A 16,619-nucleotide genomic window follows, 5' to 3' on the forward strand; every position below is an offset into this window, starting at 1 on the left:
TTGTCAACTGTCAGTCGCTGACACTAGCCTCCCGGCATGACTAGTCAGACCACCGTCGAAAAGGCGCAGAAGGATCCCCAGGACGCCGCCCCGGCACCGGTCAAGGGGCTGCGCGGCCACTCCTGGCTGACGCTTTTCGCCGTGGCCATCGGCGTGATGATGGTCGCGCTGGACGGCACCATCGTCGCGATCGCCAACCCGGCGATCCAGAAGGACCTCGGTGCCAGGTTCGCCGACGTCCAGTGGATCACCAACGGCTACTTCCTCGCCCTCGCCGTGACCCTGATCACCGCCGGCAAGCTCGGTGACCGCTTCGGCCACCGGCAGACGTTCCTCATCGGTGTCGTCGGGTTCGCCGCCGCGTCGGGGGCCATCGGGCTGTCCGACAGCATCGCCCTGGTGGTCACCTTCCGTGTGCTCCAGGGCCTGTTCGGCGCACTGCTGATGCCCGCCGCGCTCGGCCTGCTGCGCGCCACCTTCCCCGCCGAGAAGCTGAACATGGCGATCGGCATCTGGGGCATGGTCATCGGCGCCTCCACCGCCGGCGGCCCTATCCTCGGCGGCCTGCTCGTCCAGCACGTCAGCTGGCAGTCGGTCTTCTTCATCAACGTCCCGGTCGGCATCCTCGCGGTCGCGCTCGGCGCGCTGATCCTCAAGGACCACCGCGCGAAGAACGCGCCGAAGTCCTTCGACATCCTCGGCATCGCGCTGCTGTCGGCGGCCATGTTCTGCCTGGTCTGGGCGCTGATCAAGGCCCCGGCATGGGGCTGGGGCGACGGCCGGACCTGGGGCTTCATCGCCGTATCCGTCGTCTGCTTCGCGCTCTTCGCCTTCTGGGAGACGAAGGTCGGGGAACCGCTCATCCCGCTGAAGCTGTTCCGCTCGGTGCCGCTCGCGGCGGGCACGGCCCTGATGGTGCTGATGGCCATCGCCTTCATGGGCGGCCTGTTCTTCGTCACCTTCTATCTGCAGAACGTGCACGGCATGAGCCCCGTCGACAGCGGTCTGCACCTGCTGCCGCTCACCGGCATGATGATCGTCGGCTCCCCGCTGGCGGGCGCGCTGATCACCAAGTCGGGCCCGCGCATCCCACTGGCCGGCGGCATGGTGCTCACGGCGGTCGCCATGTTCGGCATGTCGACCCTGTCCACGGACACCGGCAGCCTGCCGATGTCGGTCTGGTTCGCCCTGCTCGGCCTCGGCCTCGCTCCGGTCATGGTCGGCGCCACCGAGGTCATTGTCGGCAACGCCCCGATGGAGCTCTCCGGCGTCGCGGGCGGTCTGCAGCAGGCCGCCATGCAGATCGGCGGCAGCCTCGGTACGGCGGTGCTCGGCGCGGTCATGGCCTCCAAGGTCGACAACGACCTCGCCGGCAACTGGATCGATGCCAAGCTCCCGCCGCTCACCCCCGCCCGGCTGGACCAGGCGTCGGAAGCCGTTCAGGTGGGTGTGCCGCCGGTGGCGCCCGGGACCCCGCCCGTCATCGCCGAGAAGATCGTCGGCGTCGCCCACGACACCTTCATGGCGGGCATGGGCCTGGCCTGTCTGGTCGCCGCCGGTGTCGCGGCCGTCGCGGTGTTCGTCGCCCTGCTGACCAAGCGCGGCGCGAACGCCGATCAGGGTGCGGGCGCGGCCCACATCTGACGGCCACATCTGACGTCGGCCTGACGTCAACCGCGTGCGTACGACAGCCCCGCCCGGCCCGCCCTGCGGGGCTGTCACCTATCCGGGTGATGTGCGCCGTACCCCCTTCCCCGCCCCGTCCGCCGCAGGTCAGGGTGCGGTCAAGTGATCAGCAAGTGATCAGTACGACACGGGGGTTGACCGATATGCGCAAGATCGTCATGGCCGGAGTCACGGCCGGAGTCCTGGCCGCGGCAGTACTGGCGCCGCAGACGGCGGCCGTCGCGCAGCCCCGCCTCGGGGAGTGCGCGGCGGGCGAGCTCTGTCTCTGGGAGAAGGGGAACTTCAAGGGCGCCCATCAGGCCCATGAACTGTCCGGCACGGACATCGAGAGCTGTGTGCCGCTGCCGCCGGGCACCACCGCACAGGCGCTCGCCAACCGGACCGGGCGGCCCGTCACCACGTACCAGTCGGCGGAGTGCGAGGAGACGGGCGAGTTCGACACCTATCCGGGTGGCGGCACCTGGGTGCCCCAATCACCGTACGGGGTAAGGGCGTTCAAGATCTGGGAGAGCTAAGGAGAGCCACGGAGAGCCACGGGAGAAACTGCACGGGAGAGGCTGGGGGAGAAGCAGTGGAGAGCTAGGGCGTGTTTTAGAGGTAGCGCCGTCCGCCCGCAGGGCGGGCCCTGCGGGGTCTGGTGCGTGCAGTCGCAAGGTGGTGGGGGCACCCCCGGACGAAGTCTGGGGGAGGTCGCCCTCGTACTGGGCGTACTTGGGCGGCTGAGACAACATCGCGTGGGGGCACCTCCCAGCGGTGGCTGGGGGAGTGCGTGCCAGGCGTCGCGGGGCTGGGGGCACCTCCCAGGCGAAGCTCTGGGGGAGGGACTTCTAAAACACGCCTTAGCCGACGGGCTGCTCGGGCACAGGGCCCGGCGCCGGTACGGGAGCGGCGGCCCCGGCGACCGCTCCCGACAGCCGCCCGACCTCCGCCCGCAGGTCCTTGACCTCCTGCATGAGTGCTTCGAGGAGCGCCGTCTGCCGGCGCTCCTCCGCGTCGTCCCGCTCGAAGCGGGAGATGAACCACGCCGCGATATTGGCGGTGACGACACCGAGCAGCGCGATCCCCGAGAGCATCAGCCCGACCGCGAGCACCCGCCCGAGCCCCGTCGTCGGCGCGTGATCGCCGTAGCCGACCGTCGTCATCGTCGTGAACGACCACCACACCGCGTCACCCAGCGTCTTGATGTTCCCGCCCGGCGCGTCCCGCTCCACATGCAGCACGGCCAGCGAGCCGAACATCATCAGCCCCACCACCGCGCCCCCGACATACGTCGTCAGCGTTATCTGCGGCGCCATCCTGGCCCGCCGGCCCACCAGCAGCAGTGTGGAGACGACCCGCAGCAGCCGCAGCGGCTGCACCAGCGGCAGCACCACCGCGACCAGGTCCAGCGGATGGCTGCGTACGAACAGCCACTTGCCCGGCGCCAGCGTCAGCCGTACGAGGTAGTCGAAGGCGAACGCGCCCCACACCACCCATTCGGTGACCGTGCAGACGGTGTGCACCCAGCGGTCCGCGTCGGGCGCGACGATCGGCACGGCGTACGCGACGCCGAACGCCACGGCGAGCGCCAGCAGGGGCTTCTGCATGCGCTGTTCCCACCGGACCTGCGCCGTTCGCTGCTTCATGCCACGCATCGTCATGCCACGCATCGTAAGGAAGCCGAAGGGCGGCGGGACCCACCTGGGTCCCGCCGCCCCTCACAGCGTCATGAAACTACGCGTCGCCGCCGGCCGCGCCGGGATCCGCCGCAGCCACGTCCAGCAGCTGGTAGCGGTCCACCGCCTGCTTCAGCACCGAGCGGTCGACCTTGCCCTCCCGCGCCAGCTCCGTGAGCACCGCGAGCACGATCGACTGCGCGTCGATGTGGAAGTAGCGACGGGCGGCGCCACGTGTGTCGGCGAAGCCGAAGCCGTCCGCGCCCAGCGACTGGTACGTGCCGGGCACCCAGCGCGAGATCTGGTCCGGGACCGAGCGCATCCAGTCCGAGACCGCGACGAACGGGCCCTCGGAGCCGGACAGCCTCCGCGTCACATACGGGACGCGCTGCTCCTCCTCCGGGTGGAGGAGGTTGTACCGCTCCACGTCGACGGCCTCGCGCCGCAGCTCGTTCCAGGATGTCGCCGACCACACATCGGCGCGCACATTCCACTCCTCGGCGAGGATCCGCTGCGCCTCGACCGCCCACGGCACGGCCACACCGGACGCCATGATCTGCGCGGGGATCGCGCCTGCCTCGCCCGCCTTGTAGCGGTAGATGCCCTTGAGGATGCCCTCGGCGTCCACGTCGGCCGGCTCGGCCGGGTGCTGGATCGGCTCGTTGTAGACGGTGAGGTAGTAGAAGATGTCCTCGGCGTCCGGGCCGTACATCCTGCGCAGACCGTCCTGGACGATGTGCGCGATCTCGAAGCCGAAGGCCGGGTCGTACGCGACACAGCCCGGGTTCGTCGAGGCGAGCAGCTGCGAGTGGCCGTCCGCGTGCTGCAGACCCTCACCGGTCAGGGTCGTGCGTCCCGCGGTCGCACCCAGCACAAAACCGCGTGCGAGCTGGTCGGCCATCTGCCAGAACTGATCGCCGGTGCGCTGGAAACCGAACATCGAGTAGAAGACGTACACCGGGATCAGCGGCTCGCCGTGCGTGGCGTACGCAGAACCGGCCGCGATCAGCGATGCCGTGCAGCCCGCCTCGGAGATGCCGTCGTGCAGCATCTGCCCGGTCGGCGACTCCTTGTAGGCGAGCAGCAGGTCGCGGTCCACCGCTTCGTACTGCTGGCCCAGCGGGTTGTAGATCTTGGCGCTCGGGAAGAACGAGTCCATTCCGAAGGTGCGGTACTCGTCCGGCGCGATCAGTACGAAGCGCTTGCCGATCTCCTTGTCCCGCATCAGGTCCTTGAGCAGCCGTACGAACGCCATGGTGGTGGCGATCGACTGCTGGCCGGAGCCCTTCCTGACCGCCGCGTACGTCTTGTCCTCGGGCAGGACCAGCGGCTTGGACCGCACGACCCGGGTCGGGACATACCCGCCCAGTGCCTTGCGGCGGTCGTGCATGTACTGGATCTCCTCCGAGTCGCGGCCCGGGTGGTAGTACGGCGGCGCGCCGTCCTCGAGCTGCTTGTCGGTGATGGGGATGTGCAGCCTGTCCCGGAAGCGCTTGAGGTCGTCGACCGTCAGCTTCTTCATCTGGTGGGTCGCGTTGCGGCCCTCGAAGTTCGGGCCGAGCGTCCAGCCCTTGACGGTCTGGGCGAGGATCACGGTCGGCTGGCCCTTGTGGGCCTTGGCCGCCGCGTACGCCGCGTAGACCTTCTTGTGGTCGTGACCGCCGCGGCCCAGGTGCAGGATCTGGTCGTCGGTCATGTTCTCGACCATGGCGCGCAGCCGGTGGTCGTCGCCGAAGAAGTGCTTGCGGATGTACGCGCCGGTCTCGGTGGCGTACGTCTGGAACTGGCCGTCGGGCGTCGTGTTCAGCCTGTTGACCAGCACGCCGTCGCGGTCCTGCGCCAGCAGCGGGTCCCAGGAGCGGTCCCAGACCAGCTTGATGACATTCCAGCCGGCGCCGCGGAACTGCGACTCCAGCTCCTGGATGATCTTGCCGTTGCCGCGCACCGGGCCGTCGAGGCGCTGCAGGTTGCAGTTGACGACGAAGGTCAGGTTGTCCAGGCCCTCGCGGGCGGCGATGGAGAGCTGTCCGAGCGACTCGGGCTCGTCCATCTCGCCGTCGCCGAGGTAGGCCCAGACGTGCGACTGGGAGGTGTCGGCGATGCCGCGCGCCTCCATGTAGCGGTTCATCCGGGCCTGGTAGATCGCGCCGAGGGGGCCAAGGCCCATGGACACGGTCGGGAACTCCCAGAAGTCCGGCATCAGCCGCGGGTGCGGGTAGCTGGACAGACCGTCGGGGGCCTTCGACTTCTCCTGGCGGAAGGCGTCGAGCCGGGCCTCGCTGAGGCGGTCGAGCAGGAAGGCGCGGGCGTAGATGCCGGGGGAGGCGTGCCCCTGGAAGAAGATCTGGTCGCCGCCGTCGCCCTGGTCCTTGCCGCGGAAGAAGTGGTTGAAGCCCACGTCGTAGAGGGAGGCGGAGGAGGCGAACGTGGCGATGTGGCCGCCGACGCCGATGCCCGGGCGCTGCGCGCGGGAGACCATCACCGCGGCGTTCCAGCGGGTCGCGTTGAGGATCTTGCGCTCGATCTCCTCGTTGCCGGGGAAGAACGGCTCGTCCTTGGTGGCGATAGTGTTGATGTAGTCCGTGCTGCGCATCTCGGGCACGGCCACGCGCTTCTCGCGGGCCCGCTCGATCAGTCGGAGCATCAGGTAGCGGGCGCGCTCCCGGCCCCGCTCGTCGACGGCGGCGTCGAGGGAGTCCAGCCACTCCTGGGTCTCTTCAGGATCGAAGTCCGGGACCTGGCTGGGAAGGCCGCCAATGATGATCGGGTTGCGATCGGATCCGGAAGCCACGCTATTCCTTCGCTGTTCGATGGGTTGTGCGTCTACGGGACGTACGGGATGTCTGCTCGGTGTCGCGCCGCCTCCCATCGTGTACCGCGGGAAGGCAAACGTCATCTCTACCGAGGGGTAACCCCCGTTCTCCGAGAGATACGGCCCGAGCCGCTGTTCCGGGTCCGGGCAAATCGCAACCTTACGCCCAACCCGTCAATGCGTTTCGTTTCACTGTTCGATTCCGATTGGCGCATCGAAGGGGCAGAATGCCGCAAAGACGGCCGAATGGTGTCCCATGAATCAGGAGAGGGCGTCGAGCGTGCCTGGAGTTGCGTCGAGACGGCCGCAAACGTCACCGTTTCGGCGGTCTGGACGGCCGGGTACTTGCGCGATCCGTCCCGCCCGTGTGGACTACGGCCAATGCCACGCGTACGCGCGAGGCCGCAGCATTTTCCGAAAACGATCAGGAGGCAAGCCGTGAGCGCGACCGCGGACCACGCGGAGGAGCGGACCAACCCAGCCGCAAGGCTGGGGTTCGAGCCCGGACAGGTGGTCCAGGAGATCGGCTACGACGACGACGTCGAGCAGGAGCTCCGTGAGGGCATCGAGGCCGTGACGGGCCAGGAAATCGTCGACGAGGACTACGACGACGTCGCAGACGTCGTGTTGCTGTGGTTCCGGGACGAGGACGGCGACCTTACGGACGCACTGGTTGACGCCATCGGTCTGATCGACGAGGGCGGAGCCGTCTGGCTGTTGACGCCCAAGACCGGCCGTGACGGGTACGTCGAACCCAGCGACATCAACGAGGCCGCACAGACCGCGGGACTCTCCCAGACCAAGAGCATCAACGCCGGCAAGGACTGGACCGGCAGCAGGCTGGTGACTCCCAAGGCGGCGAAGTCGAAGCGCTGAGCCGCAGCAGCAGGCCCGTGGCCCCCACCGACGTAGGTCGGCGGGGGCCTTCTGCGTAGGGTGAGAGACCACTGGATCGGACTGTCCGAGTCGAAGGGATGCACGCTATGGCGATCGAGGTCGGCACCAAGGCCCCGGATTTCGAGCTGAGGGACAACCACGGCCGCACCGTGAGCCTCGCCGAGTTCCGCGGCGAGAAGAACGTGGTGCTCCTCTTCTACCCCTTCGCCTTCACCGGCGTGTGCACGGGCGAGCTGTGCGCACTCCGTGACGAGCTGCCGGCGTTCGTCAACGACGACACCCAGCTGCTCGCCGTCTCCACCGACTCGATCCACACGCTGCGCGTCTTCGCCGAGCAGGAAGGCCTGGAGTACCCCCTGCTCTCGGACTTCTGGCCGCACGGCGAGACCTCGCGCGCGTACGGCGTCTTCGACGAGGAGAAGGGATGCGCGGTGCGCGGAACCTTCATCATCGACAAGGAGGGCGTGGTCCGCTGGACGGTCGTCAACGGCCTGCCGGACGCCCGCGACCTGAACGACTACGTCAAGGCGCTGGACACCCTCTGATTCTTGGGGCGATCCCTGCGCTAAAGGCTGTTTGAGTGGGAACCGGTCACTAGGATCCATTCGTTGATCCGACATCGAACGCACGACGGGGGCGCTGCCCCTGACAACACCTGGAGGGACTCGTGGGAGTCAGCCTCAGCAAGGGCGGCAACGTCTCGCTGACCAAGGCCGCGCCCAACCTGACCGCGGTCACCGTGGGCCTGGGCTGGGACGTCAGGACCACCACCGGCACCGACTTCGACCTCGACGCCAGCGCCCTGCTGACCAATGCCGAGGGCAAGGTCGCCACCGACGGCAACTTCGTCTTCTTCAACAACCTCAAGAGCGCCGACGGCTCCGTCGAGCACACCGGTGACAACATCACGGGTGAGGGCGAGGGCGACGACGAGCAGATCAAGGTCAATCTCGCATCGGTCCCGGCCGATGTCGACAAGATCGTCTTCCCGGTCTCGATCTACGAGGCCGAGAGCCGCCAGCAGTCCTTCGGCCAGGTGCGCAACGCGTTCATTCGCGTCGTAAACCAGGCCGACAACAATGAGCTCGCGCGCTACGACCTGAGCGAGGACGCCTCGACCGAGACCGCGATGGTCTTCGGCGAGCTCTACCGCAATGGCCCGGAGTGGAAGTTCCGAGCCATCGGCCAGGGTTATGCCTCGGGCCTGCGCGGCATCGCGCAGGACTTCGGCGTGAACGTCTGAGCCAGCAGCACCAGCAGCATTTCCGCTTCCGGCGCCGCACATTCTCCGTGCGGCGCCGGACGTGCCTGTCTCACCATCACCGCCATCCGGGGAGGACCAAGAACATGGGCGTCACGCTCGCCAAGGGAGGCAATGTCTCCCTCTCCAAGGCCGCACCGAACCTCATACAGGTGTTGGTCGGACTCGGCTGGGACGCGCGCTCCACCACCGGAGCGCCCTTCGATCTCGACGCCAGCGCGCTGCTGTGCGAGTCGGGCCGGGTGCTCGGTGACGAGTACTTCGTCTTCTACAACAACCTCAAGAGCCCCGAAGGCTCCGTCGAGCACACCGGTGACAACCTCACGGGCGAGGGGGAGGGGGACGACGAGTCGCTGCTGGTGGACCTCTCCAAGGTGCCGGCCAATGTCGACAAGATCATCTTCCCGGTCTCCATTCATGAGGCGGACAACCGCGGCCAGACGTTCGGCCAGGTCAGCAATGCCTTCATCCGGGTGGTGAACCAGGCGGACGGCCAGGAGCTCGCGCGCTACGACCTGAGCGAGGACGCCTCGACCGAGACCGCGATGATCTTCGGCGAGCTCTACCGCTACGGCGGCGAATGGAAGTTCCGAGCGGTGGGGCAGGGGTACGCGTCGGGGCTGCGAGGCATCGCTCTAGACTTCGGGGTCAATGTTTCGTAAAGCCGCGTACGGCGCGAGGGGAGGCCCTCTCCCAGACTCCGTCCGGGGGCACCCCCATTACACGATTGGGTACCAGTGGTTCTGAAAACCTTCGGCTGGTCGTTCGCGGTCACCGCGCTCGGCTTGGTCGCAGCAGTCTTGTACGGCGGGTGGACCGCGTTCGGCATCGTTGCGATCCTGTCCGTCCTCGAGATCTCGCTGTCCTTCGACAACGCGGTGGTCAACGCCGGAATCCTGAAGAAGATGAGTGCCTTCTGGCAGAAGATCTTCCTCACGATCGGTGTGCTCATCGCCGTGTTCGGCATGCGACTGGTCTTCCCCGTCGTGATCGTTGCCATCAGCGCCAAGATCGGCCCCATCGAGGCGGTCGACCTCGCGTTCAACGACGCTGAGCGCTACGAGCAGCTGGTCACCGACGCTCACCCGTCGATCGCCGCGTTCGGTGGCATGTTCCTGCTGATGATCTTCCTCGACTTCATCTTCGAGGACCGTGACATCAAGTGGCTCGGCTGGCTGGAGCGGCCGCTGGCCAAGCTCGGCAAGATCGACATGCTGTCGGTCTGCATCGCGCTCATCGTGCTGCTCGTCAGCGCCATGACCTTCGCGACCCAGGCGCACCAGCACGCCGGGCACGCCGACAAGGCGGCGACGGTGCTGCTCTCCGGCGTCGCTGGCCTGATCACGTATCTGGTCGTCGGTGGTCTCTCCGGCTTCTTCGAGAACAGGATCGAGGAAGAGGAGGAGCGCGAGCACGAGGCCGAGGAAGAGGCCAAGAAGAGAGGCAAGAAGGTTTCCGCGACCCAGCTGGTCGGCAAGGCCGCGTTCTTCATGTTCCTGTACCTCGAGGTCCTGGACGCCTCGTTCTCGTTCGACGGTGTCATCGGCGCCTTCGCCATCACCAACGACATCGTGCTGATGGCGCTCGGCCTCGGCATCGGCGCCATGTACGTGCGGTCGCTCACGGTCTACCTGGTCCGCCAGGGCACCCTGGACGACTACGTCTACCTGGAGCACGGCGCGCACTACGCGATCGGCGCGCTCGCGGTGATCCTCCTCGTCACCATCCAGTACCAGATCAGCGAGATCATCACCGGTCTGGTCGGCGTCGTGCTGATTGCCTGGTCGTTCTGGTCGTCGGTGCGGCGCAACAGGGCCATCGCGGCGGCCCAGGCGAAAACGATCGAACCACAGGGTGACTCCGCGAAGGTGTGACCCTGCGGGGATTGAGGAACGCTCTGAGCGGGGCGGTTCCGAGGCACGGCCTCGGTGCCGCCCCGCGGGGTTCACTGCGGGGTTCACCGATGTATGTAGGGGTGGGGCATGGCTTTCTGGGACAGCCTGTGGCGGGGCAGGGCACCGCAGTTCGACTCGGGCAGCGCCGCGACGAACTCCATCGAGCTGACCAAACGGCACCCGACGGTCTCGCTCACCAAACAGGGCGCGGCCACCGGCAATCTGCGAGTCAACCTCTCCTGGCGGATGCGTACGTCCGACATCGAGGGCAGGTCCAAACAGAGCGGCAGGCTGCTGCGGCACCCCTTCAAGCTCTTCCAGCCCGATGTGGTCCAGGCGCACACCCAGGGTGTGGTCAATGTGGACCTCGACCTCGGCTGCCTGTATGAGCTGATGGACGGCAGCAAGGGCGTGGTGCAGCCGCTGGGCAGCTTCTTCGGCAGCATCAACGAGCCGCCGTATGTGAAGCTCAGCGGCGACGACCGGTTCGGCTCCCCCTCCGGCGAGACGATCTACGTCAATCTCGACCACCGCGAGTCGATCAGGCGGCTGCTGTTCTTCGCCTACATCTACGACCAGACGCCGGCCTTCGACCGTACGCACGCGCATGTGACGCTCTACCCGAGCAACGGCCCGCGGGTCGAGATAGAGCTCGACGAACGCGCGCCACAGGCCCGCTCCTGTGCCGTGTTCTCCATGGAGAACGTGAAGGGCGAGCTGGTCGTGCGCCGTGAGGTGAAGTTCGTGTACGGCTTCCAGGCGGAGCTGGACCGGTTGTACGGGTGGGGCCTGCAGTGGGGACGCGGGTACAAGAACCGTGTCTAGCCGCGCTTACGGCCGTACGAACTGGGGGCCCATCGGGGGCAGCCGGAAGTTCGGGTCGGGGGCGTACGCCGCCGCGGCGGCGGGCTGGGGGTAGCCGTAGGCCGATGCCGCGGCGGGCTGGGTCGCCGCGGGCTGCGGGTATCCGTAGGCAGCCGGGGACGCGGCCGGCTGGGTCGCGGGCTGGGGGTATCCGTACGCCGGCTGCGGGCTGTCCGGCGTGCCGTGGGCCGGGGGCGTTGGTGGCTGAGGTGCGGTTGGGTGTGGAAAACCGTACCCGGGCTGCGCGGTAGGCGCGGTGGGCTGGGGCTGGGGCTGGGGCGACGGTTCCGCGGCCGCCTCCGCCTCGTCCACCGAGATGCCGAACTCCGTGGCCAGACCCACCAGACCGGTCGGATAGCCCTGCCCCACCGCGCGGAACTTCCAGCCTTCCCCGCGCCGGTACAGCTCACCGCAGATGATCGCCGTCTCCTCGCCCGTCTCCGGCTTCACATCGAAGACGGTCAGCGGCTCGCTGTCGGCCAGGGCCGCGTCGTAGAGCAATATCCGCAGATCCCGTACATGCTGGAAGGTGTCGCCGTCCGAGGACGCGGCGAGCACCACCTGATCGACCGACGCGTCGAGTGAGGAGAGATCCGCCTCGACCGTGTCCGTCAGATGCTCGGCGACACGCTTCTTGGGCAGCCGCCGCACCAGGCCCGACGGGTGGCGCGGCTGGTTGTAGAAGACGAAGTCCTCGTCCGAGCGCACGCGGCCGTCGGGGCCGAGCAACAGGGCGGAGGCGTCCACATCGGGGACCCCGGCGCCCGGGGTCCAGCGCAGCACGGCCCGTACGGCCGTGGCATCGAGAGGGACGTTCGAGCCCTTCAGCATCGCGTGCGTCATGAGCGTCATCCTGCCTTCCCAGTGGCCGTGCGGACAACGCGGGGGCCCTTGTCCTCCCGCCGGGACATGGGCATGGTGCAAGCGGGTTACCTGGAATTCATGGGCTTGGGGAACTCTTGACACAGAGTCGTACGTACTATTACCGGCCACGTCAATCGGGCCGCCAAGGCAGTACGGGGGAAACAAATGCGTCACTTCGGGCATCTTTCGTGTGCTGTCCGCGACAGCTTGTTCCACCGGGAGCCGTGCGAATTCACTGCCGCGTCTCCTGCCCGCATGCTCGCCACCGCGCTCGGCGCCACCCTCTACAGCCCGGCCACCCGGCCGAAGCTCGCTGACGACGCGCTCAAGCAGGTGGGCCGCGGAGTCGTCTCCATGGTCCTCTGCCTGGAGGATTCCATTGACGACGCGGATGTCGCGGCCGCAGAGGACAACCTGGTCCGGCAGTTTGCCGACCTCGATTCCCGCGGCGTGGAGCTCCCTCTGCTCTTCATCCGGGTCCGTGAGCCCGGGCAGATTCAGAGCCTGGTGGACCGGCTCGGCCCCTCGGTCCGGAGACTGTCCGGATTCGTACTACCGAAGTTCACGGAGGAGCGGGGTGTTCCGTTTCTGGAGGCCCTCACTTCCGCGGAATCGGCGAGCGGTCAGCGGCTCTTCGCGATGCCCGTGCTGGAATCTCCGGAGCTGCTCCACCTGGAAACGAGGACGGAGACCCTCGCGGGGATCGCCCGCACGCTGAACAAGTACCGCGAGCGGGTGCTGGCGCTGCGACTCGGCGTCACGGACTTCTGCTCGGCGTACGGGCTGCGCCGGTCGCCCGACATGACCGCGTACGACGTCCAGATCGTCGCCGCGGTCATCGCCGACGTGGTGAACGTCCTGGGACGGGCCGACGGCACCGGCTACACGGTGACCGGCCCTGTCTGGGAGTACTTCCGGCTCCAGGAGCGCATGTTCAAGCCCCAGCTGCGCCGAAGCCCCTTCATGGAGGGCCGCGCGGAGGAGCTGCGCACCGCACTCATCGAGCACGACCTGGACGGCCTGCTCCGCGAGATCGGGCTGGACCGGGCGAACGGGCTGCAGGGCAAGACCTGCATCCACCCCTCGCATGTGCTGCCCGTGCACGCACTGTCAGTCGTCAGTCACGAGGAGTTCAGCGACGCGCAGGACATCCTGCGGCCGGAGCGGGGCGGCGGAGGCGTGATGCGTTCCGCGTACACGAACAAAATGAACGAAGTGAAGCCGCACCGGGCCTGGGCCGAGCGCACGCTGATGCGTGCGGAGGTCTTCGGGGTGGCCAAGGAGGAGGTCGGCTTCGTGGAGCTGCTCACGGCCGGAATCTCGGCTGAATGACGAGGAGAGAGACAGACACCGTGGTGTGGACGGGAACGTGGGTCGCTGAGCGGCTCGGCGTCGGGCTCGTGGGAGACGAGACGCTGAGCGGCCTGCTGGGGCTTGCTCTGCGCCGGAATCCCAAGCGCGCGCATCTGCTCGTGTCGAACGTGCTGGGCAAGCATGTGCCGCAGTCACCGGCGGTGGTGTACGGCGCGGGGTACGGGCTCGGTGAGCGCGTGCGGGAGCTGCTCGGCCCCGAGGCGGCGTCACGCGCGGTGGTCCTGGGCTACGCAGAGACGGCGACGGGCCTTGGCCACTCGGTGGCGGACGGTTTGGGCCTCGCACCGTATCTGCACTCCACACGCCGCCCGGTCGAGGGCGTGGAACGGGCCGGCGGCTTCGAGGAGTCCCACTCGCACGCGACGTCGCACCTGCTGCTGCCGGAGGACCCGCGGCTGCTGGCGGGGGACGGCCCGCTGGTGCTGGTGGACGACGAGTTCTCGACGGGGAACACCGTGCTCAACACGATCCGCGACCTGCACGAGCGGTACCCGCGCGACCGGTACGTGATCGTGGCCCTGGTCGACATGCGCTCGGACGACGACCGCGACCGTCTGTCGGTCCTCGCGCGGGAACTGGGCGCGCGGGTGGACCTGGTGGCACTCGCGTCGGGCACGCTACGGCTCCCGGAGGGCGTGCTGGAGAAGGGCCAGGCGCTGGTGGCGGAGCATGAGGCGGTCGGCGGGGCGGCGGGTCCGCCGCCGGGCGCCGCGGGACAGGCCGCCGCGCAAGCCACCCCCCGCCGCGCCGAGCGTGTCGAGCTCGGGTGGCCCCGTGGGGTGCCCGACGGGGGACGGCATGGGTTTACGCCCCGGCACCGGGAGCAGCTGGAGCCCGCCCTGCCGGGCATGGCCGCGCGCATCGCCGACGCGCTGGGCGACGCGGCCACAAGCCGCTCGCGTCGCGTCCTCGTGCTCGGGTTCGAGGAGCTGATGTACGCGCCTCTCCGGCTCGGGACCGCTCTTGAGCAGGTCATCGACGCCGATGTGCGGTACTCCACCACCACCCGCTCGCCCGTCCTCGCCGTCGACGACCCCGGCTATGCCATACGCAGCCGCCTCGTCTTCCCGGCCCACGACAACCCCGCCGACGGCCCCGGCGAGCGGTACGCCTACAACGTCGCCGGCGCCGGCTTCGACGCCGTCGTAGCCGTCGTCGACTCGGCCGCCGACACCCCTCAACTGCACGCCCCCGACGGCCTGCTGGCCCAGCTTGCCGCGCACACCCCGCACGTCGTGCTGGCCGTCGTGCCGAGCTATGTCCCCAGCTACGTGCCCGAATACGTATCCGAAAGAGCTGCCATGCTGCCCGAGCCCCTCCGTGGCCCCGAGTTCTCCTCCTACGCGGCGGACGAGGTCGGCTGGCTGCTCCAGGATCTGTCCGAGACCGAGCTGGAGGCCCCGACGGAGGAGCGCGAGGAGGCCATACAGAGCGGCGCGCACTACGCCGAGTCGCTGCCGGTCGAGTACCAGCCCAGCGCCCAGTACCAGGCGCTGTTCAAGGCCGCGCTGGAGACCTCCGCGGCCCGTATCGCCCGCGCCGTCGGAACCGTCACCGAGACCGTCATCGCCGAGCTCCCCCAGCGCCTTCGGCCTGGCAGGGACCCCCACGAGCCGCGTCCAGTACTCGTATCGCTGGCCCGCGCCGGCACCCCCATCGGCGTGCTGATGCGCCGCTGGGCCCAGCACCGGCACGGCCTGGACCTGCCGCACTACGCCGTGTCCATCGTCCGTGGCCGCGGCATCGACACCAACGCCCTGCGCTGGCTCCAGCAGCACCACGACCCGGCCGACGTCGTGTTCGTCGACGGCTGGACCGGCAAGGGTGCGATCACCCGCGAACTGGCCGACGCGCTCGCCGAGTTCGAGGGCTTCAACCCCGAGATCGCCGTCCTGGCCGACCCAGGCGGCTGTGTCCGCACCTACGGCACCCGCGAGGACTTCCTCATCCCCTCCGCCTGCCTCAACTCCACGGTCTCCGGCCTGATATCGCGTACGGTGCTCCGCGCCGACCTGGTCGGCCCGAACGATTTCCACGGCGCGAAGTTCTACCGCGAGCTCGCCGGCAGTGATGTCTCGGAACACTTCCTGGACACCGTCGCCGCTCGCTTCGACGAGGTCGGGGCCGCCGTCGACGCCGACGTCAAGGAGCTTCTGTCGGCGGACCGCGCGCCCACCTGGGAAGGCTGGGCCGCCGTGGAGCGGATCAGCGAGGAGTACGGCATCCACGATGTGAACCTGGTCAAGCCGGGCGTCGGCGAGACGACGCGCGTACTGCTGCGCCGCGTCCCCTGGAAGATCCTCGCCAAGCGCGGTGCGGGGGCCGACCTGGACCATGTACGGCTGCTGGCCGAGCAGCGCGGCGTACCGGTCGAGGAGGTCGACGGACTTCCGTACACCTGCGTCGGGTTGATCCACCCCCAGTACACCCGCGGCGCGACCGGCGCGGACGGCAAGGCGGTGTCGGCCCTGTGAGCACCGCAGCGCAGAGGAAGACGCTCGTCGCCAGCGACCTCGACCGCACCCTCATCTACTCCGCCCCCGCCCTCCAGCTCCCCATGCCGGACGCGGACGCACCCCGCCTGCTCTGCGTCGAGGTGTACGAACACAAGCCGCTGTCGTATCTCACGGAGACCGCGGCCGGGCTGCTGACCCAGCTCGCCGCCGACACCGTCTTCGTACCGACCACCACCCGCACCCGCGAGCAGTACCACCGCATCCATCTCCCGGGCCCCGCCCCCGAGTTCGCGATCTGCGCCAACGGCGGGCACCTCCTCGTCGACGGAGTGTCCGACCCCGAATGGCAGCGGCAGGTCGCCGCCCGCCTCGCCGACGAGTGCGCCTCGCTGGCCGAGGTACGCGACCACCTCCTCGCGGCCGCCGACCCCGCCTGGTTGCTCAAGGAGCGGATCGCCGAAGGCCTCTTCGCGTATCTCGTCGTCGAGCGCAGCCTGCTGCCAGAGGGCTGGGTCAAGGAGCTCGCCGAGTGGGCGGAAGGCCGCGGCTGGACCGTCTCGCTCCAGGGCCGCAAGATCTACGCCGTGCCCCAGCCGCTCACCAAGAGCGCGGCGGTCCGCGAAATCGCCCGCCGCACGGATGCCGCACAGATCCTTGCCGCCGGGGACTCCCTCCTCGACGCCGATCTGCTGCTCGCCGCGGACCACGCCTGGCGGCCGGGCCACGGAGAGCTCGCCGACAGCGGCTGGATCGCCCCGAACGTCGAGGTGCTCGGCGAGACGGGTGTCGTTGCGGGCGAGGAGATCCTGCGCCGGTTCAGCCTTGCCGCCGGGCGGTAGGGGCGGCGGGGCGAAG

The 16,619-nt window shown here is 68.6% G+C and carries 14 protein-coding genes; 11 read left to right on the forward strand and 3 right to left on the reverse strand.

The features are described from left to right. Window positions 1-36: 36 nt before the first annotated feature. Window positions 37-1,644, forward strand: coding sequence for an MFS transporter (locus ACH492_RS21935; protein ID WP_398988986.1), 1,608 nt, complete (start codon window positions 37-39; stop codon window positions 1,642-1,644). Window positions 1,645-1,829: 185 nt separating this feature from the next. Further along, window positions 1,830-2,201: a peptidase inhibitor family I36 protein gene (locus ACH492_RS21940; RefSeq protein ID WP_398989217.1), complete on the forward strand. Its 372-nt coding sequence runs from the start codon at window positions 1,830-1,832 to the stop codon at window positions 2,199-2,201. 324 nt (window positions 2,202-2,525) lie between these two features. On the opposite strand, the gene ACH492_RS21945 is transcribed toward ACH492_RS21940, so the two are convergent. Both ACH492_RS21945 and aceE read right to left on the reverse strand, forming a co-directional pair. Next, window positions 2,526-3,320: a potassium channel family protein gene (locus ACH492_RS21945; RefSeq protein ID WP_398989219.1), complete on the reverse strand. Its 795-nt coding sequence runs from the start codon at window positions 3,318-3,320 to the stop codon at window positions 2,526-2,528. Between the two features lie 79 nt (window positions 3,321-3,399). Then, the gene (gene aceE / locus ACH492_RS21950; protein ID WP_398988988.1) at window positions 3,400-6,132 is read right to left on the reverse strand and encodes a pyruvate dehydrogenase (acetyl-transferring), homodimeric type; all 2,733 of its coding nucleotides are present in this window, start codon (window positions 6,130-6,132) and stop codon (window positions 3,400-3,402) included. Window positions 6,133-6,591: 459 nt separating this feature from the next. On the opposite strand from aceE, the gene ACH492_RS21955 reads away from it, so the two are divergent. The 6 genes from ACH492_RS21955 (at window position 6,592) to ACH492_RS21980 (ending at window position 11,031) form a co-directional block, all read left to right on the forward strand. Further along, on the forward strand, window positions 6,592-7,029 hold the full coding sequence (locus ACH492_RS21955; protein ID WP_266544289.1) for a DUF3052 domain-containing protein: 438 nt from the start codon (window positions 6,592-6,594) through the stop codon (window positions 7,027-7,029). A gap of 107 nt (window positions 7,030-7,136) precedes the next feature. Next, on the forward strand, window positions 7,137-7,595 hold the full coding sequence (locus ACH492_RS21960; RefSeq protein ID WP_307663723.1) for a peroxiredoxin: 459 nt from the start codon (window positions 7,137-7,139) through the stop codon (window positions 7,593-7,595). Window positions 7,596-7,717: 122 nt separating this feature from the next. After that, a complete protein-coding gene (locus ACH492_RS21965) occupies window positions 7,718-8,293 on the forward strand; it encodes a TerD family protein (protein WP_398988990.1) in 576 nt (191 codons plus the stop codon). Window positions 8,294-8,397: 104 nt separating this feature from the next. Continuing rightward, window positions 8,398-8,973 carry a TerD family protein gene (locus ACH492_RS21970; RefSeq protein ID WP_398988992.1) on the forward strand — a complete coding sequence of 192 codons (576 nt, stop codon included), beginning with the start codon at window positions 8,398-8,400 and terminating at the stop codon, window positions 8,971-8,973. A gap of 75 nt (window positions 8,974-9,048) precedes the next feature. Continuing rightward, window positions 9,049-10,185 carry a DUF475 domain-containing protein gene (locus ACH492_RS21975; RefSeq protein WP_398988994.1) on the forward strand — a complete coding sequence of 379 codons (1,137 nt, stop codon included), beginning with the start codon at window positions 9,049-9,051 and terminating at the stop codon, window positions 10,183-10,185. A gap of 108 nt (window positions 10,186-10,293) precedes the next feature. Beyond that, window positions 10,294-11,031 carry a Tellurium resistance gene (locus ACH492_RS21980; RefSeq protein WP_398988996.1) on the forward strand — a complete coding sequence of 246 codons (738 nt, stop codon included), beginning with the start codon at window positions 10,294-10,296 and terminating at the stop codon, window positions 11,029-11,031. 6 nt (window positions 11,032-11,037) lie between these two features. Here the strand turns inward: ACH492_RS21980 and ACH492_RS21985 are convergent, their stop codons facing one another. Further along, a complete protein-coding gene (locus ACH492_RS21985; protein ID WP_398988998.1) occupies window positions 11,038-11,922 on the reverse strand; it encodes a TerD family protein in 885 nt (294 codons plus the stop codon). A 177-nt stretch (window positions 11,923-12,099) separates the two neighbouring features. Here ACH492_RS21985 and ACH492_RS21990 point away from each other — a divergent pair, with 177 nt between their 5' ends. Genes ACH492_RS21990 through ACH492_RS22000 form a run of 3 tightly spaced genes read left to right on the forward strand, consistent with a single transcriptional unit; the run spans window position 12,100 to window position 16,603 of the window. Then, window positions 12,100-13,266 carry an HpcH/HpaI aldolase/citrate lyase family protein gene (locus tag ACH492_RS21990; protein ID WP_398989000.1) on the forward strand — a complete coding sequence of 389 codons (1,167 nt, stop codon included), beginning with the start codon at window positions 12,100-12,102 and terminating at the stop codon, window positions 13,264-13,266. Next, window positions 13,263-15,782 carry a phosphoribosyltransferase gene (locus ACH492_RS21995; protein ID WP_398989002.1) on the forward strand — a complete coding sequence of 840 codons (2,520 nt, stop codon included), beginning with the start codon at window positions 13,263-13,265 and terminating at the stop codon, window positions 15,780-15,782. Before ACH492_RS21990 ends, ACH492_RS21995 begins: the two co-directional genes overlap by 4 nt. Then, a complete protein-coding gene (locus ACH492_RS22000) occupies window positions 15,779-16,603 on the forward strand; it encodes an HAD family hydrolase (protein ID WP_398989004.1) in 825 nt (274 codons plus the stop codon). Before ACH492_RS21995 ends, ACH492_RS22000 begins: the two co-directional genes overlap by 4 nt. The last annotated feature ends 16 nt before the right edge of the window (window positions 16,604-16,619 follow it).

The sequence above is a fragment of the Streptomyces sp. NPDC019443 genome (assembly GCF_044389785.1).
In the GTDB taxonomy this organism is placed as follows: Bacteria; Actinomycetota; Actinomycetes; order Streptomycetales; family Streptomycetaceae; genus Streptomyces.